Below are 18,323 nucleotides of genomic sequence, written 5' to 3'. Positions count from 1 at the left end.
ATTTCCGATATGTACAGCTGTGCTTATCGCTATGAAATGAGAATTACGGCGATGGAGAGGAGCATCAGGATTATTGCCAGAAGGAGGGAGAGGAAGGCGTACTTGCTATCGCCGAATACGATTGGTATGGGCCCTATCAGAACGACCCCTCCTCCTTTCACTTCCCTTTTTGGCTCATCCGATTTCCGGCGTTCTGAGATTCTCCTTCTCTCGTATTCTCTCTCATCCTCTTCCTCATCCTCCCATTCTTCGATCCAGAATGGCTCTCTTAAGCCCGAAATGATCAGATAAATCCCAAGAAGGATTATGATGAGGGAAAGCAAGGCCAGCATGCTACCACCTCATCAGCAGGGGCAGAAGAATTAGAATTAAAGCTACAAATACCATAAGAACGGCAATGTCAGGTGATGAGCCGAAAACGATGGGGAATGGACCGATAATTACCACTCCTCCGTACTCCACGTTCTCAGCACTGCTCAATGCGAGCAGGGTGAGACCGAGCATTACCACGGCAAAACCTATCATAACTTTGAAAGGGTTCATGGTTATCTCTATACCTGAATGAATAAATTTTGTTTGCTCCCTCAAACCCAAACTCCGTAAATCTCCCTCCCGCACTTGGGGCAGCATCCGCTCCGAATTCTGTTATCGACAGTGGAGAAGGAATACCTTCTTATTAAAAGCTCCCCACAGTCGGGACAGTGTGTGTTCTCAAACCTGTGCCCCGGGACGTTGCCGATGTACGCGAACTCGGCTCCCTCCTTATACGCATGCTTCACCGCCCACTCCAGGAACTCAATCCTCGTCGGAGGTGCTGTGAACCTGTATGCGGGGAAATAGCGCGTGAAGTGGATTGGAATGCTGCTACCAGCTCTCCTCAGGTGCTCCCGAACGATTTCCCTAACCACCTCCTCATCCACCACGTTGGAGACGAGCAGGCAAACGACCTCTACATGTATTCCCAGTTTGGTGGCTTTCTCGATCACCCTCCAAACATACTCAACTTCTGCATTGCAGTAATCCCTGTAAACCCTCTCATCCCCCTTTACGTCAATGTTTATAGCATCAAGTCCAGCATTTTTCAAATTTTTCAACGCTAAAATCGACATGTAGCCGTTGCTGACCATCGTGTTCTTCAGCCCCTTCTCCCTTGCAAGCCTGAAAACGTCAAGAAGGTATTCGTAAAGCAGGGTCGGCTCGTTCAGGCTTGCGCAGGTACTTTTATCCCCCATAATCAGCGCCAAATCAACCACCTCTTCGGGGCTCGTCTCCCTCAGCGCTTCCGGAGGGGTTGCTTTGGAAATGCTCCAGTTCTGGCACCAGGGGCAGTCAAAGTTGCACGAGTACGTCGAGAAGGTCATGCTGGTGGAGCCGGGGAGGAAGTGAAAGAACGGCTTAATCTCGATCGGTCTGCTTTCGAGGTGGCTGAGTTTGCCGTAGGTTGTGGTAAAAATTTTCCCCCCTTCGTTTCTCCTCACCCTGCAGTGTCCCTCCTCTCCATCCCCCAGCTTGCAGAATCTCCAGCATAGCTGGCAAACCACTTTGTCCCCAACTCTACTGTAAAGGGATGCCTCCACAAAACTTCTTATCAGCAAACTATTTTAATTTGCCTTAAACATTAGAGCGATGGAGTCTCTGGACGACATAGTCCGGGAAATCATGAGCTGCAGGAAATGCGACCTCCACAAAACGAAAACGAACTACGTTCCTGGAGTGGGAAATGAGAAGGCCGAAATCGTTTTTGTGGGAGAAGCTCCCGGCAGAGATGAGGACTTAAAGGGGGAGCCGTTTGTCGGTGCTGCCGGAAAGCTTCTGACGGAGATGCTGGCTTCAATCGGCTTGAGGAGGGAGGACGTTTACATAACCAACGTGCTCAAGTGCCGACCCCCCAACAACCGCGACCCAACTCCGGAGGAGGTTGAAAAGTGCGGAGATTACCTTGTGAGGCAGCTTGAAGCAATCAGACCGAACGTAATCGTCTGTCTCGGGCGGTTTGCGGCTCAGTTCATCTTCAACCTTTTCGACCTCGAATTCACGACGATTTCCAGAGTAAAGGGCAAGGTTTACGAGGTGGAGAGGTGGGGCAAAAAGGTGAAGGTTATCGCAATTTACCATCCCGCAGCCGTTCTCTACCGACCTCAGCTAAGGGAGGAGTACGAGAGCGACTTCAAGAAGATCGGCGAGCTGTGCGGAAAAAAGCAGCCCACGCTCTTTGATTACCTATGATTGAATCCGCCGTCGGCAAGGCAGCTTACTCCACAGCAGCATTCCTAATCAAAAGCCTTCCTGTCGTCGTAATAGCCATTTACGCGGTGAGCTACTCTATAAAGAAGGGATACCTTGAGAGATTCGCCCTTTTCCTCCAGCCAGCTTTAAGAAAATTCGGCGTGAGCGAGTTCGCGGTGATAAGCTTCGCCACCTGCTTCGTCAGCCCGACAGCAAGCTACTCAATGCTCTCCCAGGCTTGGAGGGAGAAAAAGGTTGATGATAGAGAGGTCATTGCCATATCCTTTCTAAACTCCTTTCCAAGCGTTTTCAGCCACCTGTACGCTTACTTCATCCCCTTCGTTATCCCAGTTCTGGGATTTGCCGGAGTGGTTTACACCGCAGTGAGATTTGCGGTTGCTGCGATTAAATCGCTCATAGGATTGCTTTTGTCGAGAAGCCGGAAAAACAGCGATACGAGCGCTCCAGAGCTAAGTCCCCTCTCTGTTTCCCAGAACGTGGTTAGAATAGGCGCAGTTATGGCTGCAACATACTTCATAGTCTCCTTGCTCTCCCAGCTTGGTGTGTTCGACCTTATGGCCGAATCCCTGAAGTTTCTGCCCTTTAGGGCGGAGGCTGTCACAATTGCCATCGTTGAGTTCTTCAACATACGCTCCGCAGTTGTCACAGCAGCGAGCTTCATTGATGCGGGCTTGGAGTGGAAGTGGGCGGTTATCGGGCTGATTCTCGGAAACGTCATTAGCTTCTCAACGAGGTCGGTCAAGCACTCGCTCCCGATGCACCTCTCCCTTTTTGGCGGGTTTGGTGTAAAAATTGTTCTACTAAATTCCATTGTAACGCTAATTCTCGATATATTTTTTGTAGTTCTACTGCTACTCGTTTGAAACATTATCACCATAACAATCTTTCACAAAAAATAGCGTAAAATTAATAAAATCTTTTGTATTGTGTGTTCCGGTGATAAAATGGAGATGGAGTTGAGTCAGGAGCACAGGCTCTTTAGAGACAGCTTGAGGGAATTTCTGGCGAAGGAAGTTGAGCCGATCGCGGACGAGAGGGACAGGAAAGGTCCTTTGTCGAAGGGAGAGGTTCTTGAGTTCTTCGCTAAGTTCAGGAAGCTCGGCATCGGCTACGATCCTGAAAGCCTCTCCGTTTACTTCGAAGACCCATTCTACTACGGAATCGCAAGCGAGGAGATAAGCAGGGTCTGGGCGAGCCTGAATGTTGTTCTCGGCATGTCATTCCCCGTTGTTTTCGTGAACCTCGCCTCAGACCAGACAAAGGATGCCATGATGCCAAAGCTGGAGAAAAACCAGCTAATAGGTTGTCTTGCAGCGACGGAGCCTGAAGCGGGTAGCGACACGACCAAGCTGAAAACTACAGCAGAGCTTGACGGTGATGAGTGGGTTCTGAACGGAACAAAAACCTGGATAAGCAACGCAACAGTTGCTGATGTTGCTTTAGTTGTTGCAACAAACAGGGAGATGAGAATGCAGGACATGTTCCTCGTTGACCAGGTGAACTCCCCCTTCGAGACTAGCGAACTCCACAAGCTCGGATGGAGAGCAGCGCCGACAGGGGAGATTTATCTGAGAAACTGCAGGGTTCCAAAAGACAACGCTTTGAGCGTAATGATTCAGAAAGCTCTCAGTTCGGGAGGCATGGTTGAGGCATTGCCCATAGCGGCATCAATCTCGAAGCTCTACGCCTACATGTCTCCGCTGAGCGCGGTGTTCTGCCTTATGCGCTCCGGAATGGCTTTGATGGCAACCGGTATTTCTCAAGCCGCGCTCGACGCATCAATTGCCTATGCAAGACAGAGAAAGGCCTTTGGAAAGCCAATAGGAAAGTTCCAGCTTATTCAGGACATGCTCTACAAGATGGCTGCAATCACCGAATCATCAAGGTTGCTGGGCTATAAGGCTCTCTACATGATTCAGAAAGGAGACCCAAAGGCGAGATACATGTCCTCTCTGGCAAAGGGCTACGCGTGCGAGGGTTGTGTGGAGGTTACCTACAACGCCATTCAGATTCACGGCGGGCTTGGGTTGAGCGATGAGTATCCGCTGGAGCGCTACTTCAGAGATGCGAGGGTGATGACGATCCCAGACGGCACAACGGAGATTCAGAAGCTCATAGTGGGAAGAGAGTTGCTCGGAAAAGGGTTCTCAGCCTACACTTAAAATTTTTCCGATCAAGGATGTTTTTTAAACTTTTTAAATACTCCACAAGGTTATATGCGCAAGTGCTTACTAGCCCTCCTGGTAGCCGTATCCTTAACCTTTGCTCTCTCCTACTGGTGGCATTATATGGAAATGAAAAGCGTTGCCTCATACATGTACACTAAATTCGAGCTTAGCAGGTGGGAGCTGGAAAGCATGGGAGAAACTTTTGACTACAAATCTGGATGTGCTAAAGCAGTTTGACAGTGTGATATCAGAGCTTAATACATACAGGGACCCCTTCAGAATTTCGGACAAGCTTGCTGAAAGGATGCTTGAGCTTAGCGAAAATTTAAAAATAAAAGGTTAGCGCCCCTTGAACTGGGGCTTGTCCTTCCTCAGGAAGGCTGAGATTCCCTCTCTCATGTCCTCTGTTGCGAAAAGCAGACCTGCTGCAGTGCACTCCCACTCAAGGCCGATGTCCATCGGCACCTCTCCGCCCTTGTTGATGAGCCTCTTGATGAGGGCCATCGAAATCGGGGCGCAGCGCTCTGCGATGTTCTTGGCGTAGTTCATTACCTCCTCCTCGAACTTGTCGTCATCAAAGACTTTGTTAACCAGCCCCCATCTCTCTGCCTCCTCTGCGGTGATTCTCTCTCCGGTTAAGGCAAGCTGCATTGCCCTGCTTATGCCAACGAGCTTCACCAATCTCTGAGTTCCGCTCCAGCCGGGCAGTATGCCCAGCCCAACCTCTGGAAGGCCGAGAACAGCAGACTTCTTAGCCAGCCTAATGTCGCAGTTCATCGCAATCTCCAAACCACCACCAAGGGCGTAGCCGTTTATTGCTGCAATGACTGGTTTCGGAATCTCCCTTAGCCTTGTGAAAACTCTCTCTCCCTTCCTGTTGTGCTCAAGGAAGTCGAAGGGGTGCGTTATGATGCTCCCTCCAAGGTCTGCTCCTGCGGAGAAGGCTCTGTCTCCAGCACCTGTGATGACGATGACCCTCGTGTCTTTATCGTTCCATAGCTGCGTAATCGCCCTATCGATCTCATCCAGAACTTCTGGGGAGATCGTGTTTAGCCTGTCAGGTCTGTTCAGCACGAGCTTCGTTATCCCTCCATCGAGCTTTTCAATCTTGATGGTCTTGAACTCGTCCTCTTTTTTCTCCTCAGCCTCAGCCTTTCCCGCCTTCAACAGTTCCTCAAGTTTCCCCTCCTTCAGAGTCTTTGCTGGCTCGAAAATCTTCTTTCCGAACTGCTTTGCAAGCTCCTCGAGCCTCTTCGCAATCTGCTCCGCTCCAAACTGCTTCGCCAGCTCAAAGGGGCCGAAGGGTCTGTTGAGGCCGAGCTTTATCGCCGTGTCTATGTCCTGGGGTGTGGCAACACCCATTTCGACGAGCTTTACGGCTTCATTGATTTCGACAAAGGTGAAGTCCATCGGGTTGATTTTGTCTGTTGCCTTGCTCGAGTCGATTTGCGGTCTGCCCTTGCTCCAGTCGTAGAATCCCTGTCCGGTCTTTCTTCCGAGCTTGTTCGCTTTCACCATCTCCTCCAGGAACTTTGGCGGCTCGTAGTCGGGGCTTATTGTCTGGGCGTAGTACTTCAGGGCGTTGTAGAGGATGTCAACTCCCGTGTAGTCAACAAGCTCGAAGGGCCCCATCGGAAGTCCGAGCCTTCTTACGGTGGCGTCAACTTCCTCAGGTGTCGCTATGCCCTTCTCGAGGATGGCCATCAGCAGAACGCTCGCGGGAGCCTGCACTCTGTTGACTATGAACCCTGGCACGTCCTTCTCCACTCTCACAGGCGTCTTACCAATGCTCTTCACGAACTCAACAAGCAAATCCATTACCTCGTCGCTGGTCTTCTCTCCCCTTATAACCTCAACCAGCCTCATCAAGACTGGCGGGTTGAAGAAGTGCAGGCCTGCAAACTTCTCCGGCCTTGAGGTGAAGTCTGCGAGCATGGTTATTCTCATTGTTGAGGTGTTGGAGGTGAAGATGCAGTCCGGCTTTGCCAGCTTGTCAACCTCCTCCCAGACCTGCTTCTTGATTTCAACCACTTCTGGAACTGCCTCTATAACCAAGTCGGCATCCTTAACAGCCTCCTCCAGATCTACTGTTGGCTTTATTCTGGAAAGGACTTCTTCGGCGCTCTTTATTTTGCCCTTCTGCTCGAGCTTCGCAAGGCTCTCCTTTATCATGTTCATTCCTCTGTCAACAAACTCCTGCTTGATGTCCCTCATTGTCACGTTGTAGCCCGCCATCGCGCAGACTTCAGCAATTCCGTGTCCCATCAGCCCGGCACCGAGAACTGCAACGGTTTTTATTCTCTCCCTTACATCCATATTAATCACCTGCTTCACTCTCCGTGGCACATGTATTAAGTTTTTCCATTTTATTCGTTATCCTTGAACTTATGGTGTAAAAAAGTTCTAAATTTTTGCAAGAAAGTTCTTTACATTCTCCTCAACTTTGGAATAGTCATATGTGCATGTTACAACGTTGCCAACCGGAGTGCCCCTCAGCTTGAGGGGGTTGAAGGGGTTCCTTCCCCCGTAAACGACAAGAGTGTCGCAGCTGTATCTCACGCCAGAAATTTCCACACCCTCGACCCTCTCCTTCCCTATTACCTGAATATCGTTCGTGAGCTCGCTGATTTCCACGTCATAGCCAAGATCGCTTAGCTGAGATTCGGCGAGCTTAACTATCACGTCATCCTTGGCTGCAATCAGCACTTTTTCGCCTATTTTGTTGTTCTCGGAAATCTCTCTTAAGGCGTTTTCAAGCGTGTAAATACCTTCAATCTTCTTGCTCAAAACGTTCAGCTTGACGGGAGCGGTGTCAGTGGCTCCTGTGGCTAATATAACTCTTCTCGCTTCGTATCTCTTCAAACCGTTTCCTGAGTTGATAATAACAGGCTTAGATTTGATAACAGTCCCTATATCCACCGGGATGTCTTTTCTTATTTCCTCGATCTTTTCAATGTACTTTTCATACTTCGACCTGAACTCCTCCAGCTTGGAGAATACGACGATTTCTCCTCCGCTTTCTCTCATGTCAAATACGAGAGTCTTGAATCCCTTATCCATAAGGGCTTCGGCGCACATCAATCCCGCATAACCTGCACCGATTACCACGTAGTCTATTGCTACCATACCCTTTCACTTCCAGCAACTGCTTTCTACATATACTACGACATCTCTGCATTAAAACGATTATGTCTCTATGATAATTGACAGCACTCAGTATTCAACCGGTAAGGCGCTCTTTTTGAAGTAATTGTACAGGTCAAACCCCCACCTAATCGCAGTATCGTCGAAGCTCAGCAGTCCGCTTTCCGTGTCGTACTTTCCGTCTCGAAGAAAGAAGCCCATGCATAATGCCCTTTCTGTAACAATAACCGTCAGCCTGACGTCATCGTTTCTGTAAATTTTACCTCCATTAGCCAGATACTGCTTCAATTCTTCCTTGTACTTGCTTTTAAGCGTGTTCAAAGCTTTCAAAGGTATTATCACCTCAACATCGGCTTTTGCCGCTATCTCGGCGAACATCTTCGGGTGGGAGGGGAAGAAAACGGCCGAAGCCAACCTGACTATTTCGGATTCAGTGTATATGGAGGAGAACACCCTGTAGTGCTTGAGCACCTCATCCTTGTCACTCCTCAGTATCTCATAATCCCCAATCTCGTCAATCCTCAGCTTGAATTCGTCGGGAATGCCGCTGAAATCGTGAATCTCCCAGAACTCAGGATCTTTATCCAGCACCCTCACTATTCTTCTGAACTTCTCAAGGGCGAGGTGCACGAAGTAACCCTTATCCGTCAGAATGTATCGGGTGTTGTCTTTCTCAACCAGTCCCAGCTCACCGAGCTTTTTCAAATGTCTTGAAACTAAGGGAGGTGATATCCCCGTTAGCTCGCTAATTTCCTTGATAGATTTCGGAGAGATTGAAAGAATATTTAAAATCTCTTTCCTTTGCCCCGAACATGCGAGAGCTTCAAAGGTATCCATGCTGTCAAATTGGGTTGACTAAGTTTTAACCTTTTTCTTTTTTGTTTAACCATTAAAGTCAAAAATTTACCTTTCAAGTTAACAATTAACTGCAGAAGTTAAAAAATTACCTGAGATATTAAATTTTAATCAAAACAAATAAAAAAATTTTTTATATGCCACCATCAACTTCTCAACATGGAACCTGCAATCGGCATTTGCAACCTGGGAGGTACTGCCGAGTCGCGAGTGGTTTTTGAACCCGTGATTTTAACAAAGGAGGATATCGCCGAAATTTTCAGCGATAAGAAGTCTAAAAAGTTTTTGAGCCACATCAAGTTTGTGGATTTCGACAAGATGAAGGGGGAGCTCATACTTATAGACGACGGTGTTGTAGCGGTCTGCAGGCAGCGTCAGGAGAATAAGGTTTTTGTCCTCGTCAAGATTATCGGAAAAGAGGAGGACTTCCTGATGGCCTACGAGGTTGAGGATTCAAGTTACAGGATATACCTCGAAAGCAGCTGCTCCGAAATCAGCGTAAGCAAGTTCTGCAGAAATTCAGCCTGCTGGGCCGTTCCGGTTTACATCCTCTTCCCCTCCCTCTAATCCGGAGCTTTGCGATAGGGAGGTCTGCAAGAAGTTTACAAACACATGAATTTAAAAAGCGAGTTTTCACTTTTGTTTTTATGCAGAAGAGAGTTACTGATGAGGATATCAAAGAGAGGCTCGACAAAATAGGTTTTAGAATTGCCGTGATGAGCGGTAAGGGTGGTGTGGGTAAATCAACCGTCACAGCTTTGCTGGCTGTGCATTACGCCAAGCAGGGAAAGAAGGTTGGAATTCTCGATGCCGACTTTCTTGGCCCGAGCATTCCCCACCTCTTTGGTCTTGAGAAGGGAAAGGTAGCCGTGAGCGACGAGGGCCTTGAGCCAGTTCTGACGCAAAGGCTTGGGATAAAGGTAATGTCCATCCAGTTCCTTCTGCCCAAGCGGGAAACGCCGGTAATCTGGAGAGGGCCCTTGATTGCTGGTATGATCAGGGAGTTCCTCGGCAGAGTTGCCTGGGGGGAGCTTGACTATTTGCTGATTGACCTTCCGCCGGGAACGGGAGATGCGCCTCTCACAGTAATGCAGGATGCGAAGCCAAACGGGGCGGTTATAGTCTCAACTCCTCAGGAGCTGACCGCAGCGGTGGTTGAAAAGGCGATAACGATGGCTGAGCAGACGAAAACGGCTGTGCTGGGGATTGTGGAGAACATGGCCTACTTCGAGTGTCCCAACTGCGGCGAGAGGACGTACCTCTTTGGCGAAGGTAAAGCATCGGAACTGGCCAGAAAGTATAAAATAGAGTTTATTACCGAAATTCCAATCGACTCTGATTTGCTGAAGCTCTCTGATTTGGGCAGAGTGGAGGAATACGAACCGGACTGGTTCGAGTTCTTCCCCTACTGAACTTTTTTGATTTCCCTGATTTTGAGCAAGGCCGAGAACCTGTAACCCCCAAGAATTTCCTTTACAACAGGCAACTCGTCGTTTATCCCACTGTAAAGCTTCAGCTCTGCGTTTCCTCTCTCGATTTTCGCGTAGCTAACCTCAGGAACTATCTCCACGAACTCCTTTACACCCATAGGTTCGGCAAACCTGTAGAGCATCCAGCTTCCAAAGCTGTCAAGCGGATTGGACTCGACCTCCTCCATCGGCTCAACCACCATCTTTGCAAGGCCGTAACCGCCCCTCATCGCAACTCCCCCGAATTTTTTCTGCTCAAGCAGAGGATGCTCCCTTGTAATGTCAATGACAGCAAGCTTTTTTGGAAATCCGGCAACAAAGCCTCTCAGCAGTGAGACATCGTTGTCAACGTACATAAAGGGGCAGTAGGCGAGGACTCTCCCGCCATATTTCACCTTCAGGAATATGGCAAGCTCTCTGTACTGAACCAGTCCCGGAGCTTCGTAGTTGAGCTCGGGAAAGTTCGGACTTTGCGAGATGATTTCGGCAAAGTAAACATACCCCTCCCCCTCACTTTCCATGTTTTCCGGCAGCAACTCCTCAAAGCCGCTAAGCATCGCATGGACGGATATGGCCTCCATACCGTAGCTCCACGGCCCAGCAGGCACGAGAGCCGACCTTCCGGATTTCGAGTAGGGTGTTGTCCACGCCATGCTCACAATTTTCTGAAAGTATTATTAACTTTGGCCACACCTACCATCATGGAAGAATGCCTTAAGATGATATACACCAGGAGGAGCATCAGAGTTTACTCAGACAGGCAGATAAGCGATGAAGATATTGAGAAAATCCTCAAGGCCGCGATGCTCGCGCCCTCTGCGGGAAACGAGCAGCCCTGGCACTTCATAGTAGTGAGAGACAGGGAGATGCTGAAGAAAATGAGCGAAGCTTTCACCTTCGGTCAGATGCTGCCCAACGCCAGTGCGGCAATAGTGGTTTGCGCTGACCCGAAGCTTTCAAAGTACCCCTACGATATGTGGGTTCAGGACTGCAGTGCGGCAACGGAGAACATTCTGCTGGCAGCAAGGTGCCTTGGCATAGGCTCCGTATGGCTTGGAGTTTATCCGAGAGAGGAGAGAATGAAAGCTCTGAGGGAACTGCTCGGCATTCCGGAAAACATAGTGGTTTTCAGCGTCGTCTCCCTCGGCTACCCCAAAGATGAAAAGGACTTTTACGAGGCCGATGACAGGTTCAATCCAGACAGAATTCATCGAGAGAAGTGGTGAGGTGCTTCTCCACCATAATTTTTTCGAAGTGCAGGTAAATCTCTCTTGGCTCAGGTATTTTCCGGTAAATTATTCCTTTTCCGACCGGATCAACACCTAACCTCACGAGTTCTCTAATGGCCTTATCCCTCTCAAAAATTTTTTTGAGGTATTCCCGCATCGCACCGATTATTTCCTCCTTGCCGTAAACGGGCCTTCCGTGGGAGGGGATCGCGATCTCTATATCTCTTCTTTCGACTTCCCTCATCATCTTCTTTACAGACCTAACGAAATCGTCAACATCGCAATCCAAGCAGCCGTACCACGGTCCAAAGCTCGTGAGGTCTATATCACCCAGAAATACCGCTTCGTTGTTGATAACAAAGCAGCAGTGGCCTGCTGAGTGCCCGGGAGTGTGTATCACTTCAACGCTTACCCCCTCAAATTCCAGCTGCTCCCCATCCTCAAAAACATCATCAACCTGTCCGAATTCGAAGTTTATGAAAAGTCTGACCGAATCACCGATACCGTACCTTCTCCTGAACTCCTCGTAGCTTTCAATCGCCTCTGCGTCGAGAGGGTGTGCGAGAACCTTTCGCCCTATGCTGTTCATCGCTATGTGGTCCTCATGCCAGTGTGTGTTGAGGACGCAATCAACCCTGAGCGGAGCAAGAGCTTCTCCGGAGCCTGTGTCAATAATGCAGCTTTTTCCAATCAGCAAACTGTGGCTGAAGGGATACTTGCCAGAGTTTGGGGCTTCGATGATTCTGTACATGGGTCGAGTAGAACAACCTTAATTAATCCTTTTTCTCAAGCCCTTGCGATGATTGCAATAGTCAACTATGGTGTGGGCAACTTAAAGAGCATTTCAAAGGCGCTGGAGACTGTGGGGGCGAAAGTGTCTGTTACCAGCGACCCGGAAAAAATAAAGTGTGCATCGGGAGTTGTTTTTCCGGGCGTTGGTGCGTTTAAGTCAGCAATCGAAAAGTTAAATCTAATCAGGGACGTTATCGACTCTCTTGAAGTCCCAATACTCGGTATTTGTCTTGGAATGCAGCTTTTCGCCACAGAAAGCACGGAAGGTGGTGTTTACAGGGGGTTGGATTACATTCCGGGGAGAGTTGTAAGGTTCCCTCCCAGCGTTGGAAAGGTGCCGCACATGGGCTGGAACACTTTAAAGATAACGAGAGAAGCAGAAATTCTGGACGGTGTTGAGAGCGGCGAGTTCGTCTACTTCGTGCACTCCTACTACATGCAAACCGACGATGAGTTTGTAATCTCCAAAACTGACTACGGAATTGACTTTCCGTCAGGAGTTGAGAGGGAAAATTACATCGGCTTTCAGTTCCATCCCGAGAAGAGCGGAAAGGTAGGGCTGAGAATTCTGGAGAACTTCGTGAACATCGTTAAGAGGTAGGCGGAAAGTCTTCGTTGACTCTGTAAACCGTACCCTTCGCGAGGGCTATTAGCTTATTTGCTGAATTTTTGACCTCCATCAAGTACGTTGCAGTTTTGTTTCCGAGGTTCACCTCCTTAGCCTCAGCAACGAGCTTCTCACCTTCATAGGCAGCTTTCATGTATGTTATGCTGACTTCAATGGCAAGAGCGAGCTTTCCATGGCTGTTGCTTGCCAGTGCAAATGCCAGGTCGGCGAGGGAGAAAATAATGCCCCCGTGGCAGACGTTGGCAGCGTTCAGATGCTCCTTTTTTACGACCATTTCAACCTTCGCGTACCCCTCTTTCATCTCCAGAATCCTCGCATCGAGAAGCTCGAAGAGTTTGTCGTTTTTGTACATGTAATCTTTAACCCGTTCCACCATCTGCGACTTTTTAGCAGTGGAGCAAAAAAACTTAGTGACGGAACACCTCATTATGATGATTACTATTGTAATAATATAAAAATGAAAAGATTTAAATAGTCAGAGGTCTAGATTAGAATATGAAAGCGGTGGTTGAAGTAAAGGATGTGGTAATGCTTTCAGTTGTTGCGCTTGGGCTACTTGCGCTTCAACTGGGCATTCTCGGCTGAAGAAGAAATCGCTTGTTAAATAATGTACTGTTTTGTTTGTTACTTTTTGTTACCTATGGCTAAAACAAAAGGTTTATTGAACCTCTCAATGATCAGAGCTAATGAAAGATGAGCAGCGGGAAAATTTAATGAGGTCGCTACAGAGCCTCTCAATCTCCGGTTCCGTTGTTATGACATTCGCAATTGCCCTCATCGTGTTGAAAGCCTCCGGTTTTAGCTTGCTGCACTCCGCGACAATTGCTGCAGCCTTATCGATTGCCGTTTTAATCCTGAGGATGAGAAACGGTTAATTTCCGTTGTCTCCTCCAACTCTTCTCAAATACTTTTCCAGCGATTCCTTGATGACTTCCTCTATCTTGTCCAAGTCCTTGGCGGCACTTTCCATCATTTCTTTAATGGCGCTTGCAACATCCTCGATCACGAGGGAGCAATCCATTCGTTGCATTTCGATCTCTATTGAGTTCTCCCTGAAGTTGACAATGACATCCCCAAACTCCCTTTCAAGCATTTTCTGAATTGCAGAGAGGCTCACGGGAGCACCCTTGAAAACAAGAATGTCATCTCTTCCGTACCCTCCAACTGAGAACTCTGGATGCTCGGGGAAGAGCCTTATCTTGCAGAACCCCTCCTCTGACTCCACCTTGAGGCTGAACATCCGGTCACCCTACCATATCTACAGCTTTTTTGAGAATCTCCTCGACTTCTCTGTATTTTTCCGCAGCCTCCTTAAGCTTTTTGGCAATCTCCGGATGAGTGCTTTCTATCTTGCTTGCGACCTCCTCAAACCTCTCTCTGTGCTCCTTGGTATGCTCAACCCAGTGCCGTAGAAGGTGGGGGAGTTTTTCCATAGACATAGTTTTCGGGGAGCTTTAAAATTCTTCCTAATGAAATTTAAATAGCAGAAATTGCCTACATGCTATGATGAACGAGAAGCTGCTCAGCGAGCTCAAGGGATACCAGATTGTTGGTAAGCACTCAGCCGTCAAAACGTGCCTCTGGCTTAAAAAATCGCTGAAAGATGAGGGAGTGTGCTACAAGCAGAAGTTTTACGGAATCAGCTGTCACCGCTGTCTTCAGATGACTCCAGCCTTGATGTGCAACCAGAACTGCCTCTACTGCTGGAGACCGCTTGAGCTTCTCAAAGGCTTCAGGGGATGGGACGAGCCGGAGTTCATTGTTGAGGAAAGCATTAGGGCTCAACACCGCCTGCTCAGCGGATTTCACGGAACCGAGGGTGTTAACAGGAAAAAGCTTGAGGAAGCTTACGAGCCCAATCAGGTTGCCATAAGTCTTATCGGAGAGCCAACTCTCTACCCCATGCTGCCGGAGCTTATTGAGGAGTACAAAAAGAGGGGGTTCACGACCTTCCTGGTTACGAACGGGACGAATCCCGATATGCTGGAGAAGGTGAAGCCAACTCAGCTCTATCTAAGCCTCACGGCCTTTGATGAGGATAGCCATCTCGTCCTCAACCGTCCCGGAAAGTCGAACTGGGAAAGGGTACTGAGGAGTCTAGAGGTCATGAGGGACAGCGGCAGCAGAACCGTAATCAGGCTCACTCTTATCAGGGGCTACAACATGGACGAGGAAGCGATCAGAAAGTATTCCGAGCTTATAGAGATGGCCGAGCCCGACTTCATCGAGGCGAAGGCTTACATGTATCTCGGCTACTCCAGATTGAGGCTGAGGTGGGGGAACATGCCAGAGCATGCGGACATCGTTGAGTTCTCCAGAAAACTTGCCGATAGCACTGGCTATGAGGTGAAAAGGGAGTCCGAGCCGAGCAGAGTTGTGCTGCTGGAGAGGGTAAAATGAGGCTCGAGGAATGCAGAAAGAGGCTTGAGGAGCTTGAGGCTGCGAGGGAGGAGCTGCTGAAGGTTTTGAGGGAGATGAGAATTCACTCAACCAAGTCGATTGCCCTTATTCACGCCGGAAAGGTTGAGGAGGCAGAGCAGGAACTCAAGAAGGCCATCGAGTTGCTTGAGAAGGTGAAAGCATACCGCGAGTATCCGGAGATTTACTTCTACCTGTGCAATGACGCGATGCAGGAGCTTGTTGAAGCAATAGCTTTCAAAAACGCCATATCTGGGGAGTTCACCTTCGAAATTGACCTTGAGGTAACGCCCGCAGCATTTCTGAACGGATTCGCGGATGCAGTTGGGGAGTTGAGGAGATACGCGCTTACAAAGCTGATTGAAGGCGACTTTAAATCAGCAGAAAGGATGCTTGAAGTGATGGAAAAAATATACGAGCGCCTGATGGAATTCACGACTTTTCCGGATAAACTCGTCTCGGGATTAAGGAAAAAACTTGATGTGGCAAGGGGAGGCATAGAAAGAACGAAATCGGATTATATCGCAGCGAAGGTAGCAAGGCTGAATGAGAGTCTGGGTGGGAATTGACGACACGGACAGCAGCAGAGGGATGTGCACTACCTATCTGGCAGTGCTTGCAATGGAGAGGGTAGAGAGGGAGCTGGGAAAGGTAATCGGATTTCCGAGACTCATAAGATTGAATCCGACAATTCCGTACAAAACTAGGGGCAATGGGGCTGTTAGCTTTCTCGTCGAGGTTGATGACGTTGGGGAGCTTGTTGATGTTGTGAATGAGGTTATAATCGAGCATGCAATGCTTGATGATGAGAAGACGAACCCCGGGGCCGTTTTTGTTGATGAGGAGCTTGCGGTCAAGCTTAAACCCTTTGCGGACAAAGCCATTAAAGACGTTTTGCAGATTGATGAGGCCCTCTTCGTCATCGGGAAGTACTTCATCCCCCATTTAAGGCACAAAAAGGGAAGGGGTCTCATCGGAGCCCTTGCCGCCGTTGGTGCGGAGCTTGAAGACTTTACGTTGGAGCTAATAGCCTACAGGTATCCAGAGAGATTCGGGACGGAAAGGGAGTACGACGAGGAGAGCTTTTTCGACATGGACTACGAGCTCTATCCCCAGACCTTCGACAACGTTGACTGGTGCAATGATGTTGTAGTCTGCATCCCTAACACACCCTGTCCGGTGCTTTACGGAATCAGGGGCGAGAGTGTCGAGGCTCTGTACAAGGCCATGGAGAGCGTAAAAACTGAGCCCGTGGATAGGAGAATGATTTTCGTTACTAACCACGCAACCGACATGCACCTTATTGGGGAGGAAGAAGTTCACAGGCTGGAAAACTACCGCTCCTACAGGTTGAGGGGGAGAGTTACTTTGGAGCCGTACGACATTGAGGGGGGGCACGTCTTTTTCGAGATTGACACGAAATTCGGCAGCGTTAAGTGCGCCGCCTTCGAGCCGACGAAGCAGTTCAGAAACGTGATAAGGCTGCTCAGAAAGGGGGATGTTGTTGAAGTTTACGGCTCGATGAAAAAAGACACGATAAACCTTGAAAAGATACAAATCGTTGAGCTCGCGGAAATTTGGGTTGAGAAGAATCCAATCTGTCCGAGCTGCGGGAGGAGAATGGAGTCCGCAGGAAGAGGGCAGGGATTCAGATGCAAAAAGTGCAGAACTAAGGCAGATGAAAAGCTAAGGGAAAAAGTGGAGAGGGAGCTTCAGCCAGGGTTTTATGAGGTTCCGCCGTCTGCCAGAAGGCACCTTTCCAAGCCGCTAATCAGAATGAACGTGGAAGGCAGGCACATTTTCAGATAACTTTTTAATAATGGAGAGTTGAGGAGTTTCGATGAGCGATGATGACCAGAGCGTCTTAAAGGCGTGGATAGCCTTTCTTCCAGTGAGCGCGGGACTTTTTATGGTTCTTCTTGACGTCAGCGTTCTGAACGTCGCCCTACCAAGGATAGCAGAGGACTTCGGGGCTAAGATGTCCGATTTGCAGTGGATCATGAACGCCTACACGCTGACAATGGTCGTATTGCTCGTTCTTGCTGGAAGAATCGGTGACATGGTGAGGAGGGACAGGTTTTTCATCTTGGGAATGGTTATCTTCGTTCTCGGTAGCTTTCTCTGCGCGCAGTCTTGGAACACTCAATCGATGATCGCCTTCAGAACTTTGCAGGCTATAGGGGGCACAATACTTAGTGGAAATGTCCTTGCAATAGCTGCCGAGCTTTTCCCGCCCGGTAGGAGAGGAGAGGTAATGGGTCTGAATGCAATTCTCACCGCATCCAGCTTCACGCTCGGCCCGATTATCGGCGGATGGCTTACAACTCACTTGAGCTGGCACTGGGTGTTTTACATCAACATACCAATCGGAATTGTGGCAATTGCTGCAGCATGGTTCACCCTCCCGCCGCTTGGTGGTAGGGAAAAAGTTCCAATTGACTGGGTTGGTGCTGTGCTTCTGTCAATCGGATTGGGAGCTTTGACCCTCGGCATCATAGAGGGTCAGAACTGGGGGTGGTGGGATGAAAAAACGCTCTCCTGCTTTATAATCGCCCTCCCATATCTGCTTGCCTTTTCACTGTGGGAGCTGAGGACTCCCTACCCAATGCTTGATTTGAGCCTATTTAAGATCAGGAACTTCTCAGTTGGTGTCGTAGCTACAGCAATACTTTTCTTTGGGGTTTCAGCGAGTTTGTTCGTTTTTCCGTACTTCCTGCAGGGCTTGAAGTTTTTGAGTGCAGAGGAGGCTGGCTACTGGCTTGTGGCAATCCCGATTATGAACACCTTCGTAGCCCCCGTTGCCGGAAGGCTCAGCGACAGGATGAACCCGAAATACCTGATGAGTCTGGGGCCTTTGTTTTTCGCAATCGGGCTTATTAATATCACGTCGATTGATGTCGATATCAAATACTGGGATTTCTTCGCCAAAATAGCCCCTATGGGCATAGGAATGGGTATGCTCATGTCTCCTTCTTTTAACGTCATTCTCTCATCGGTTCCTTTAGAGAAAGTGGGAATGGCCAACGGAACAGTAAGGTCGGTAAACACCCTCGGTCAGGCTATGGGCATTGCTGTTGGTGGAGTGCTTCTGACGACGAGAATGAGCGACTGGATTCCCGGCTATGCCAATCAGATTCCTGATCCGGGCACAATGAAAATACTCATTGAATACGCTAAATACAATCCCGCACCGCTGGTCGAAATGGTTGAGGGGTTCGTTGACAGCATGCATTTCGTTTTCAGCACGATGATAGTCTTTCCAATCCTGACCTCGCTGATTATAGCGCTGTTTCTGCATGGGGATGAGCATGTGAGAAGGGCGAGAGCGGCGAGAAAAGGCGTTGTTGCATAGCCTCATACATCGAAGCAAAAA

The 18,323-nt window shown here is 48.9% G+C and carries 23 protein-coding genes; 12 read left to right on the top strand and 11 right to left on the bottom strand.

Annotated features, from left to right (window positions below; all coding sequences use genetic code 11):
• Window positions 1-29 precede the first annotated feature (29 nt).
• Genes AF_RS11490 through amrS form a run of 3 tightly spaced genes read right to left on the bottom strand, consistent with a single transcriptional unit; the run spans window position 30 to window position 1,577 of the window.
• Window positions 30-332, bottom strand: a complete 303-nt coding sequence (locus tag AF_RS11490) for a TIGR00304 family membrane protein (RefSeq protein WP_010879769.1) — start codon at window positions 330-332, stop codon at window positions 30-32.
• A gap of 1 nt (window position 333) precedes the next feature.
• Window positions 334-630 carry a TIGR00304 family membrane protein gene (locus tag AF_RS11485; protein WP_143274478.1) on the bottom strand — a complete coding sequence of 99 codons (297 nt, stop codon included), beginning with the start codon at window positions 628-630 and terminating at the stop codon, window positions 334-336.
• Entirely contained in the window at window positions 585-1,577 is a 993-nt protein-coding gene (gene amrS, locus AF_RS11480) for an AmmeMemoRadiSam system radical SAM enzyme (protein ID WP_010879767.1), read from the bottom strand. The genes AF_RS11485 and amrS overlap by 46 nt, the downstream gene beginning before the upstream one ends.
• Window positions 1,578-1,626: 49 nt before the next feature.
• Between amrS and udg the strand changes: the two genes are divergently transcribed.
• The 3 genes from udg (at window position 1,627) to AF_RS11465 (ending at window position 4,409) form a co-directional block, all read left to right on the top strand.
• Complete coding sequence (gene udg, locus AF_RS11475; protein ID WP_010879766.1) at window positions 1,627-2,226, top strand: type-4 uracil-DNA glycosylase; 600 nt, start codon at window positions 1,627-1,629, stop codon at window positions 2,224-2,226.
• Complete coding sequence (locus AF_RS11470) at window positions 2,223-3,110, top strand: nucleoside recognition domain-containing protein (protein WP_010879765.1); 888 nt, start codon at window positions 2,223-2,225, stop codon at window positions 3,108-3,110. The genes udg and AF_RS11470 overlap by 4 nt, the downstream gene beginning before the upstream one ends.
• Before the next feature lie 81 nt (window positions 3,111-3,191).
• Complete coding sequence (locus AF_RS11465; protein ID WP_209435118.1) at window positions 3,192-4,409, top strand: acyl-CoA dehydrogenase family protein; 1,218 nt, start codon at window positions 3,192-3,194, stop codon at window positions 4,407-4,409.
• A 345-nt stretch (window positions 4,410-4,754) separates the two neighbouring features.
• Here the strand turns inward: AF_RS11465 and AF_RS13780 are convergent, their stop codons facing one another.
• From AF_RS13780 to AF_RS11450, 3 genes are all read right to left on the bottom strand, one after another.
• On the bottom strand, window positions 4,755-6,731 hold the full coding sequence (locus tag AF_RS13780) for a 3-hydroxyacyl-CoA dehydrogenase/enoyl-CoA hydratase family protein (protein ID WP_048064774.1): 1,977 nt from the start codon (window positions 6,729-6,731) through the stop codon (window positions 4,755-4,757).
• An 87-nt stretch (window positions 6,732-6,818) separates the two neighbouring features.
• Window positions 6,819-7,541 (bottom strand): NAD(P)/FAD-dependent oxidoreductase, encoded by a 723-nt coding sequence (locus AF_RS11455; RefSeq protein WP_010879761.1) that lies wholly within the window; start codon window positions 7,539-7,541, stop codon window positions 6,819-6,821.
• A gap of 87 nt (window positions 7,542-7,628) precedes the next feature.
• Window positions 7,629-8,396, bottom strand: coding sequence for a helix-turn-helix transcriptional regulator (locus tag AF_RS11450; protein WP_010879760.1), 768 nt, complete (start codon window positions 8,394-8,396; stop codon window positions 7,629-7,631).
• 177 nt (window positions 8,397-8,573) lie between these two features.
• Between AF_RS11450 and AF_RS11445 the strand changes: the two genes are divergently transcribed.
• Window positions 8,574-8,981 carry a hypothetical protein gene (locus AF_RS11445; protein ID WP_010879759.1) on the top strand — a complete coding sequence of 136 codons (408 nt, stop codon included), beginning with the start codon at window positions 8,574-8,576 and terminating at the stop codon, window positions 8,979-8,981.
• An 80-nt stretch (window positions 8,982-9,061) separates the two neighbouring features.
• On the top strand, window positions 9,062-9,826 hold the full coding sequence (locus AF_RS11440; protein WP_010879758.1) for an Mrp/NBP35 family ATP-binding protein: 765 nt from the start codon (window positions 9,062-9,064) through the stop codon (window positions 9,824-9,826).
• On the opposite strand, the gene AF_RS11435 is transcribed toward AF_RS11440, so the two are convergent.
• Window positions 9,820-10,536, bottom strand: coding sequence for an acetoacetate decarboxylase family protein (locus tag AF_RS11435; protein ID WP_048064549.1), 717 nt, complete (start codon window positions 10,534-10,536; stop codon window positions 9,820-9,822). The genes AF_RS11440 and AF_RS11435 overlap by 7 nt on opposite strands.
• 48 nt (window positions 10,537-10,584) lie before the next feature.
• Here AF_RS11435 and AF_RS11430 point away from each other — a divergent pair, with 48 nt between their 5' ends.
• Window positions 10,585-11,109 (top strand): nitroreductase family protein, encoded by a 525-nt coding sequence (locus tag AF_RS11430; RefSeq protein WP_010879756.1) that lies wholly within the window; start codon window positions 10,585-10,587, stop codon window positions 11,107-11,109.
• Here the strand turns inward: AF_RS11430 and AF_RS11425 are convergent.
• Window positions 11,075-11,863, bottom strand: coding sequence for an MBL fold metallo-hydrolase (locus AF_RS11425; protein WP_010879755.1), 789 nt, complete (start codon window positions 11,861-11,863; stop codon window positions 11,075-11,077). The genes AF_RS11430 and AF_RS11425 overlap by 35 nt on opposite strands.
• Before the next feature lie 48 nt (window positions 11,864-11,911).
• Here AF_RS11425 and hisH point away from each other — a divergent pair, with 48 nt between their 5' ends.
• Entirely contained in the window at window positions 11,912-12,505 is a 594-nt protein-coding gene (hisH, locus tag AF_RS11420) for an imidazole glycerol phosphate synthase subunit HisH (RefSeq protein ID WP_010879754.1), read from the top strand.
• Here the strand turns inward: hisH and paaI are convergent.
• Window positions 12,495-12,908, bottom strand: a complete 414-nt coding sequence (paaI, locus tag AF_RS11415) for a hydroxyphenylacetyl-CoA thioesterase PaaI (RefSeq protein WP_081423284.1) — start codon at window positions 12,906-12,908, stop codon at window positions 12,495-12,497. The genes hisH and paaI overlap by 11 nt on opposite strands.
• Before the next feature lie 310 nt (window positions 12,909-13,218).
• Between paaI and AF_RS11410 the strand changes: the two genes are divergently transcribed.
• Entirely contained in the window at window positions 13,219-13,407 is a 189-nt protein-coding gene (locus AF_RS11410) for a hypothetical protein (RefSeq protein ID WP_048064547.1), read from the top strand.
• Here AF_RS11410 and AF_RS11405 read toward each other — a convergent pair.
• Both AF_RS11405 and AF_RS11400 read right to left on the bottom strand, forming a co-directional pair.
• On the bottom strand, window positions 13,404-13,772 hold the full coding sequence (locus AF_RS11405; protein ID WP_010879752.1) for a hypothetical protein: 369 nt from the start codon (window positions 13,770-13,772) through the stop codon (window positions 13,404-13,406). The genes AF_RS11410 and AF_RS11405 overlap by 4 nt on opposite strands.
• Window positions 13,773-13,776: 4 nt before the next feature.
• Window positions 13,777-13,965, bottom strand: coding sequence for a hypothetical protein (locus AF_RS11400; protein WP_010879751.1), 189 nt, complete (start codon window positions 13,963-13,965; stop codon window positions 13,777-13,779).
• A 70-nt stretch (window positions 13,966-14,035) separates the two neighbouring features.
• On the opposite strand from AF_RS11400, the gene twy1 reads away from it, so the two are divergent.
• From twy1 to AF_RS11380, 4 genes are read left to right on the top strand one after another with little or no spacing between them, the layout of a single operon-like run.
• A complete protein-coding gene (gene twy1, locus AF_RS11395) occupies window positions 14,036-14,932 on the top strand; it encodes a 4-demethylwyosine synthase TYW1 (RefSeq protein WP_010879750.1) in 897 nt (298 codons plus the stop codon).
• Window positions 14,929-15,519, top strand: a complete 591-nt coding sequence (locus tag AF_RS11390) for a hypothetical protein (protein ID WP_010879749.1) — start codon at window positions 14,929-14,931, stop codon at window positions 15,517-15,519. The genes twy1 and AF_RS11390 overlap by 4 nt, the downstream gene beginning before the upstream one ends.
• Complete coding sequence (gene tiaS, locus AF_RS11385; protein ID WP_010879748.1) at window positions 15,497-16,759, top strand: tRNA(Ile2) 2-agmatinylcytidine synthetase TiaS; 1,263 nt, start codon at window positions 15,497-15,499, stop codon at window positions 16,757-16,759. The genes AF_RS11390 and tiaS overlap by 23 nt, the downstream gene beginning before the upstream one ends.
• 31 nt (window positions 16,760-16,790) lie before the next feature.
• Window positions 16,791-18,302: a DHA2 family efflux MFS transporter permease subunit gene (locus AF_RS11380; RefSeq protein WP_010879747.1), complete on the top strand. Its 1,512-nt coding sequence runs from the start codon at window positions 16,791-16,793 to the stop codon at window positions 18,300-18,302.
• The last annotated feature ends 21 nt before the right edge of the window (window positions 18,303-18,323 follow it).

It is taken from the genome of Archaeoglobus fulgidus DSM 4304 (genome assembly GCF_000008665.1).
GTDB lineage: Archaea > Halobacteriota > Archaeoglobi > Archaeoglobales > Archaeoglobaceae > Archaeoglobus > Archaeoglobus fulgidus.
Note: the sequence above shows the minus strand (reverse complement) of the source record. Positions and strands in the feature narration are given on the sequence as shown.

What these genes read in the sequence shown, in the direction of transcription:
- AF_RS11390 (WP_010879749.1), top strand. Translation starts at nt 14,929, where the DNA reads ATGAGGCTCGAGGAATGCAGAAAGAGGCTTGAGGAGCTTGAGGCTGCG.
- AF_RS11430 (WP_010879756.1), top strand. Translation starts at nt 10,585, where the DNA reads ATGGAAGAATGCCTTAAGATGATATACACCAGGAGGAGCATCAGAGTT.
- paaI (WP_081423284.1), bottom strand. Translation starts at nt 12,908, where the DNA reads ATGGTGGAACGGGTTAAAGATTACATGTACAAAAACGACAAACTCTTC.
- tiaS (WP_010879748.1), top strand. Translation starts at nt 15,497, where the DNA reads ATGAGAGTCTGGGTGGGAATTGACGACACGGACAGCAGCAGAGGGATG.
- twy1 (WP_010879750.1), top strand. Translation starts at nt 14,036, where the DNA reads ATGATGAACGAGAAGCTGCTCAGCGAGCTCAAGGGATACCAGATTGTT.
- AF_RS11465 (WP_209435118.1), top strand. Translation starts at nt 3,192, where the DNA reads ATGGAGATGGAGTTGAGTCAGGAGCACAGGCTCTTTAGAGACAGCTTG.
- AF_RS11485 (WP_143274478.1), bottom strand. Translation starts at nt 630, where the DNA reads ATGCTGCCCCAAGTGCGGGAGGGAGATTTACGGAGTTTGGGTTTGAGG.
- AF_RS11400 (WP_010879751.1), bottom strand. Translation starts at nt 13,965, where the DNA reads ATGGAAAAACTCCCCCACCTTCTACGGCACTGGGTTGAGCATACCAAG.
- AF_RS11380 (WP_010879747.1), top strand. Translation starts at nt 16,791, where the DNA reads ATGAGCGATGATGACCAGAGCGTCTTAAAGGCGTGGATAGCCTTTCTT.
- AF_RS11445 (WP_010879759.1), top strand. Translation starts at nt 8,574, where the DNA reads ATGGAACCTGCAATCGGCATTTGCAACCTGGGAGGTACTGCCGAGTCG.
- AF_RS11490 (WP_010879769.1), bottom strand. Translation starts at nt 332, where the DNA reads ATGCTGGCCTTGCTTTCCCTCATCATAATCCTTCTTGGGATTTATCTG.
- AF_RS11455 (WP_010879761.1), bottom strand. Translation starts at nt 7,541, where the DNA reads ATGGTAGCAATAGACTACGTGGTAATCGGTGCAGGTTATGCGGGATTG.
- AF_RS11405 (WP_010879752.1), bottom strand. Translation starts at nt 13,772, where the DNA reads ATGTTCAGCCTCAAGGTGGAGTCAGAGGAGGGGTTCTGCAAGATAAGG.
- AF_RS13780 (WP_048064774.1), bottom strand. Translation starts at nt 6,731, where the DNA reads ATGGATGTAAGGGAGAGAATAAAAACCGTTGCAGTTCTCGGTGCCGGG.
- AF_RS11410 (WP_048064547.1), top strand. Translation starts at nt 13,219, where the DNA reads ATGAAAGATGAGCAGCGGGAAAATTTAATGAGGTCGCTACAGAGCCTC.
- hisH (WP_010879754.1), top strand. Translation starts at nt 11,912, where the DNA reads ATGATTGCAATAGTCAACTATGGTGTGGGCAACTTAAAGAGCATTTCA.
- AF_RS11425 (WP_010879755.1), bottom strand. Translation starts at nt 11,863, where the DNA reads ATGTACAGAATCATCGAAGCCCCAAACTCTGGCAAGTATCCCTTCAGC.
- AF_RS11435 (WP_048064549.1), bottom strand. Translation starts at nt 10,536, where the DNA reads ATGGCGTGGACAACACCCTACTCGAAATCCGGAAGGTCGGCTCTCGTG.
- udg (WP_010879766.1), top strand. Translation starts at nt 1,627, where the DNA reads ATGGAGTCTCTGGACGACATAGTCCGGGAAATCATGAGCTGCAGGAAA.
- AF_RS11450 (WP_010879760.1), bottom strand. Translation starts at nt 8,396, where the DNA reads ATGGATACCTTTGAAGCTCTCGCATGTTCGGGGCAAAGGAAAGAGATT.
- AF_RS11440 (WP_010879758.1), top strand. Translation starts at nt 9,062, where the DNA reads ATGCAGAAGAGAGTTACTGATGAGGATATCAAAGAGAGGCTCGACAAA.
- AF_RS11470 (WP_010879765.1), top strand. Translation starts at nt 2,223, where the DNA reads ATGATTGAATCCGCCGTCGGCAAGGCAGCTTACTCCACAGCAGCATTC.